Here is a 6,000-nt window from a genome sequence, read left to right as displayed (position 1 = left end):
CCTTACGGCTTGATCAAAATGCTTGATCTTATTCAGCCAATCTACCGCCAAACCGCCGCTTACGGCCACTTTGGACGCGAACAATTCCCTTGGGAAAAAACCGACCGCCAGAATTAAGAGCAGCAGCTGGGGTGAAATAAACTAAGTGAGTTTGAAAAAAGCGCTATTGCAATATGTTGTAATGGCGTTTTTCATTTGCTTAGACAGGTAATAGCATAGTTGAAAAATTGTTGTTAAAAAGTGGCTGAAAGCCTTATAGTACAAGATATTAAGCAAATTGATCAAGTTCAAGCATTTAGATGGTGGTTCAGGATATAAATGCACGTACTACCATTGAAAGTTATTATCCCTATAACATCGTTATGTTTGAGGGCTTATGCAAATCTGAAATGCTATCAAAATTATCTTTTTACTTATGAAAAGCAGGGATTTAGGCTCTGAAAAAACAACTAATCGTTTAAAAAATGACCCTTTTTTCTACTGTGCAAATTTTTGTGATTTTTATAGCAGTAGGGTAGCCCCCCATTTAATAATATCAAAGAAGAATTTATTATCATTAGTGGCAACGCCGTTGCTTGCTTTGCTGTCTTCTTTGCTAACCTCTGCCATACCACTTTTATATTGCCCTTTCACCACGGCTAAATCATCGCGAGCTTTAAGGCGTAGCACATTACATTCAGCCTGAGTTAAAGGTTCAAATTCGGTTTGTTTGAATTTTTTGAATTGGTATTGTGCATATCCCATTGATTTTTCATCATCTTGAATGATTTTGAGGTACTCTTCACCGATAATGTTTTCTAATGGATAGAAGAACACATATTGCGCGTGGATATAAGCATCTTCTTTACTAAAATGCGCTTGCTGAATGCGAGTTAAATTGGGGTAAATACATTGTTCCGCTTGGCGACTTGCTGAAACCCAACGCTGTGCATCTTTATCGGATAACACATAATCTGCCCCAGCAAATTGAGCTGGAATAGGTGTTGTAGCACTATGCCAACTGCACGCCGCAACTAAACTCATAAAAAAAGTGAGAACGAATTTTTTCATTGTTAGCCTGCCAAGCGCTGTCTAGCAATTTCAAATAAACACACGCCCGTCGCAACCGACACATTCAGGGAAGAAACCGATCCCGCCATTGGAATACTCACCAACTGATCGCAAGTTTCGCGGGTTAAGCGGCGCATTCCGTCCCCTTCTGCACCCATTACTAACGCAAGCGCCCCCGTTAATTTGCTTTGGTATAAGGTTTCCGTTGCTTCCCCTGCGGTGCCAACCACCCACATATTATAATGCTGTTGTAACTCTCTTAGGGTGCGGGCTAAATTGGTTACACGAATCAATGGCACCACTTCTGCCGCCCCACAAGCCACTTTGCGTGCGGTGGCATTGAGCTGTGCTGATTTATCTTTTGGCACGATCACTGCACACACGCCTGCTGCATCAGCAGTACGCAAACAGGCTCCCAGATTATGCGGATCGGTTACGCCATCTAGCACCAATACAAGGGGATTTTGCTGATCGCGTAAAATACGATCCAGATCATTTTCATTTAATTCTTTGGCAGGTTGCACGCGGGCGATGATCCCTTGATGTACTTCGCCGTTGGCTTTTTTATCCAGCGTTTCGCGGTTAAGGAATTGCACGGAAATGCCAAGCTGATAAAGCGTATTGAGAACAGGCTGTAAGCGTTTATCCTCACGTCCTTTTAGCACATAAACTTCAATTAATCGTTCAGGTGCATTTGCCAAAAACGCACTAACCGCGTGGATTCCATAAATATTTTCAGACATTGTTATCCTTTAACATTGATACATAAAATTAGGCGGAATTATACGCTTGTTTGCCGTCCTTCCGCCAGTTTTTCGCAAGTGTATTTAATTAAGTGCGGTGCGATTTACGTTTATTTTTCTTAGCAGAAATTTCTGATTTTTTCACCGCACTTTTGTTTTTCGCTTTTTTCGTTGATTTAGTGGCGGGTATTTCCCTTTTTGTTTTTTCGCACTTTCAGCATAGCGGAAGCCTTTTTTCGCTTTATCCTTGGCGGTTTTGCCTTCGCGCCGTGGCTTGCGTTCAGTTCTGATGAGTGAGAAATCCACTTGGCGCTGTTCAAGGCTAACGGCTTCTACGCGCACTTCCACTTTATCGCCTAAACGATAAATCCGTCCGCTGTTTTCACCGATTAATTGCTGGCGGTTTACATCAAATTGGTAATAATCGTTATCCAAAGTTGAAATATGCACAAGCCCATCAATGAACAAATCATCTAAACGGACAAATAAGCCGAATCCTGTTACGGCGGAAATTACGCCCGTAAATTCTTCGCCTACGTGATCTTGCATATATTCACATTTGAGCCAGTCTGCCACTTCGCGAGTCGCGTCATCGGCGCGGCGTTCGGTCATTGAGCAATGTTCGCCTAGGTTATCCATTTCATCAAAGGAATAATGATAGCCGCCTGAATCTGTGGTTTTGCGTTTTGAACCTTGCAATTTAGCCAATAAGTATTTAATTCCACGATGTAATGTTAAATCGGGATAGCGGCGAATTGGTGAAGTGAAATGCGCATATTGCTCTAGTGCTAAGCCAAAATGCCCAATATTATCTGGGGAATAAATCGCTTGGCTGAGAGAGCGTAGCAACATGGTTTGGATAAGCTCGTGATCAGGGCGCTCTTTCACTTGTGCCAGTAATTTGGCGTAATCTTCGGTGGTTGGCTTTGCACCACCGCCTAGACTTAACCCTTGCTCTGCGAGATAAGCACGGAAAGCACTGAGTTTTTCTTCACTTGGCCCTGCGTGAATACGATATAACGCAGGTTCATTGTGGGTTTCCATAAAATTCGCCGCGGCAATGTTGGCTAAAATCATACATTCTTCAATGATTTTATGGGCATCATTGCGCACCACTGGCTCAATGCGTTCAATGCGGCCCATTTCATTAAACACAAATTTGCTTTCGATGGTTTCAAAATCAATCGCGCCACGTTGTTGGCGAGATTTTACCAAGGCTTGATAAAGATGGTGTAATTCTTGCAAATGGGGAACAAGGGATTCATAGCGCTGTTGCAATTCTTCATCACCTTCCAAAATGCGTGCCACTTTGGTGTAGGTTAAACGCGCGTGAGAATTCATCACGGCTTCGTAAAAGCGGTAATCGGTCATTTTGCCTTTTGGTGAAATACTGAGTTCACACACCATACATAAACGATCGACCTGTGGATTGAGCGAACACAAGCCGTTAGATAGCACTTCTGGCAACATTGGCACAACGCGATTTGGGAAATACACCGAGTTCCCGCGATTATAGGCTTCGTTATCTAGTGCCGTGCGCAGGCGAACATAGTAGCTCACATCGGCAATGGCAACCCAAAGTTTCCAGCCGCCTTTTTCTGTGCGCTGACAATACACCGCATCATCAAAATCTCGCGCATCTTCACCATCAATGGTGACTAAAGGAAGTTGGCGTAAATCCACCCGCCCTTTTTTTGCCGCTTCAGGCACTTCTTCGGTGAGTTTTTTGACTTGTTTTTGCACCGCACTTGGGAAAACGTGCGGAATATCGTGATTGCGAATGGCGATTTCGGTTTCCATTCCTTTTGCCATATTTTCGCCTAACACTTCAATAATCATTCCCACTGGGCGGGTAAACATTGCGGTGCGCGGTTTGAGTTCCACCACCACAACTTGCCCCATTCGTGCGCCATGGCGATATTCATTGGGGATCAAAATATCACGATTGATTCGGCTGTCATCAGGCACAACATAGCCAATCCCTTCTTCTAAAAAGAAACGGCCCACAATATGCTTTTTGCGTCCTTCAAGTAAACGCACGATGCGCACTTCTTGACGCCCTTTGCGATCAAAACCGCTTGGCTGCGCAAGAACATAATCGCCGTGCGTAACTTGCTTCATTTGTCCATTGGGAATGAATAAATCTTGCTTTGCACCGTCTACTTGTAAAAAGCCGTAGCCTTCTTTATGCCCAATCACCATTCCTTTGATTAAGTCTAATTTTTCTGGTAAGGCATAGCGTTTACGTTTGGTAAAAACAAGTTGCCCTTCATTTTCCATCGCGCGTAAACGACGGCGCATTGCTTCTTGGCGCTCTTCATCGTGAATTGCCAAAACGGCATATAATTCTTCTTTTGACATTGGCGCATTATGATCACGAATAATATTGAGAATAAACTCACGACTTGGCACAGGGTTGCTATATTTCTTTAATTCCTGCTGATAATTTGGATCGGAAAGTGCGGTGGTTTTTTTTTGTTATTTTTTTAGCCATAATGATTTCCTTATAAGGCATAGATTGCTGTAAGTTTGACATTGCAGGAAGGGGAAAGCAAGGAAAGAATTGGGGATATTTTAGGCAAAGTGCTTTTTATCGTTTTTATTTGTAAATAGTAAGAATATAAAATATCGCCACAAACAAAAACCCAGCGCGCGCTGGGTTTTTTTATCTTATAAAAAGCTGTGATTATTCAGCAACTACGATAAGACGTAAGTTTGCGAATACTTCACCGTGAAGTTGGAAACGAACTTCGTGTTCACCAGTAGTACGGATTAAACCGTTTGGTAAACGAACTTCGCTTTTCGCTACTTCAACACCACGAGCTGTGATTGCATCAGCAATATCACGAGTACCGATAGAACCGAATAAACGGCCTTCATCACCCGCTTTACTTGCGATGGTTACAGACTCAAGGGCTTCAAGACGCTCTGCGCGATCCATTGCTGCCACAAGTGCTTTCGCTGCTTTTTCTTCTAATTCTGCACGACGTGCTTCAAAATATTCAATGTTAGCTTTAGTTGCCATAACTGCTTTCCCTTGTGGGATTAAGAAGTTACGTGCATAACCAGATTTAACATTAACTTGATCACCTACATTACCAAGGTGAACAACTTTATCTAAAAGAATTACTTGCATTACCGTATTCTCCTTAATTACTGATTATCAGTGTATGGAAGTAACGCTAAGAAACGCGCGCGTTTGATTGCACGAGCTAATTGACGTTGATACTTCGCACGAGTACCGGTAATACGGCTTGGAACAATTTTGCCGCTCTCTGAAATATAGTTCTTTAACGTTGCGATATCTTTGTAATCGATTTCTTGAACGTTTTCCGCTGTAAAGCGGCAGAACTTACGACGACGGAAATAACGTGCCATTTGGCTAGTCTCCTAATCTATAAATTCGATTTGCTCGGCGTGTAATACTAATTGACTTAAACCATTTGCAGATTTGTGCGAAGTGATAAACCCCACAATCAATAAATTACTGCCGACCGTAATGCTTTGAGTTTTTGCAATTAACTGATTGCCACTAACTTGAACTGCGATTTTACACCACGCTTGACGGGGTAATCCTGCCTCTTGTTGTTCAGAACGATGCTCTAAATAAAAACGGCAGTGTTCAATTCCGTTAGGGCTTTTGCTTCGTTTGGGAAAGTCGCTGACTTGACCAATTAATGAGAAGCGATTATCAATCTTTGAATTACTCTTCAGCATCCTCAAAATCGTTGTTTTCAACTTCAGCTAAAGGTTTACGCTCTTCGCGTGCTTTAACCATTGGGGACGCTTCTGTTACGGCGTGCTTAGTACGAATAATTGCGTTACGAAGAACTGCGTCGTTGTAACGGAAAGTTGTTTCTAGCTCGTCGATGACTTCTTGAGGCGCTTCTACATTCATTAGCACATAGTGTGCTTTGTGTAATTTGTTGATTGGGTAAGCTAATTGACGGCGACCCCAATCTTCTAAACGATGGATTTGACCGCCCGCTTCTTTAATAGAATTGGTATAGCGCTCAATCATCGCTGGTACTTGTTCGCTTTGGTCCGGATGAACCATAAACACGATTTCGTAGTGACGCATTACTGCTCCTTACGGGTTAATCAGCCTCCGACTGTAAGACCAGCTACCAATCTTGCGGAAGCAAGGAACGAAAATGATGATGTAGCTGTAAGGCGTGCGATTATACAGGATTAACGAAAAAGCACA

General features: G+C 42.8%; 6 protein-coding genes and 2 pseudogenes. 1 reads left to right on the top strand and 7 read right to left on the bottom strand.

Translation table 11 applies throughout. From position 1 onward, the window contains the following. Nucleotides 1-140, top strand: a pseudogene (locus C3Z13_RS00255) (methionine adenosyltransferase domain-containing protein); the annotation flags it as partial. Nucleotides 141-501: 361 nt separating this feature from the next. Here C3Z13_RS00255 and C3Z13_RS00250 read toward each other — a convergent pair. The 7 genes and pseudogenes from C3Z13_RS00250 to rpsF all read right to left on the bottom strand — a co-directional run bounded on the left by C3Z13_RS00250 (nt 502) and on the right by rpsF (nt 5,874). Then, nucleotides 502-1,050, bottom strand: a complete 549-nt coding sequence (locus C3Z13_RS00250) for a DUF5358 domain-containing protein (RefSeq protein ID WP_103854027.1) — start codon at nt 1,048-1,050, stop codon at nt 502-504. A gap of 2 nt (nt 1,051-1,052) precedes the next feature. Continuing rightward, nucleotides 1,053-1,793, bottom strand: coding sequence for a 23S rRNA (guanosine(2251)-2'-O)-methyltransferase RlmB (rlmB, locus tag C3Z13_RS00245; RefSeq protein WP_103854028.1), 741 nt, complete (start codon nt 1,791-1,793; stop codon nt 1,053-1,055). Nucleotides 1,794-1,881: 88 nt separating this feature from the next. After that, a pseudogene (gene rnr, locus C3Z13_RS00240) lies at nt 1,882-4,287 on the bottom strand (ribonuclease R). 192 nt (nt 4,288-4,479) lie between these two features. Continuing rightward, nucleotides 4,480-4,929 (bottom strand): 50S ribosomal protein L9, encoded by a 450-nt coding sequence (rplI, locus tag C3Z13_RS00235; RefSeq protein WP_103854029.1) that lies wholly within the window; start codon nt 4,927-4,929, stop codon nt 4,480-4,482. A gap of 17 nt (nt 4,930-4,946) precedes the next feature. Next, entirely contained in the window at nt 4,947-5,171 is a 225-nt protein-coding gene (rpsR, locus tag C3Z13_RS00230) for a 30S ribosomal protein S18 (RefSeq protein ID WP_035687245.1), read from the bottom strand. A gap of 12 nt (nt 5,172-5,183) precedes the next feature. Further along, complete coding sequence (priB, locus tag C3Z13_RS00225; RefSeq protein WP_103854030.1) at nt 5,184-5,510, bottom strand: primosomal replication protein N; 327 nt, start codon at nt 5,508-5,510, stop codon at nt 5,184-5,186. Beyond that, nucleotides 5,497-5,874, bottom strand: a complete 378-nt coding sequence (gene rpsF, locus C3Z13_RS00220; protein WP_103854031.1) for a 30S ribosomal protein S6 — start codon at nt 5,872-5,874, stop codon at nt 5,497-5,499. Before rpsF ends, priB begins: the two co-directional genes overlap by 14 nt. Nucleotides 5,875-6,000: the final 126 nt, after the last annotated feature.

This window comes from Avibacterium endocarditidis (assembly GCF_002921145.1).
Taxonomy (GTDB): domain Bacteria; phylum Pseudomonadota; class Gammaproteobacteria; order Enterobacterales; family Pasteurellaceae; genus Avibacterium; species Avibacterium endocarditidis.
The sequence above is the reverse complement of the archived record's forward strand: the minus strand, read 5'-3'. Positions and strand labels throughout refer to the sequence as shown.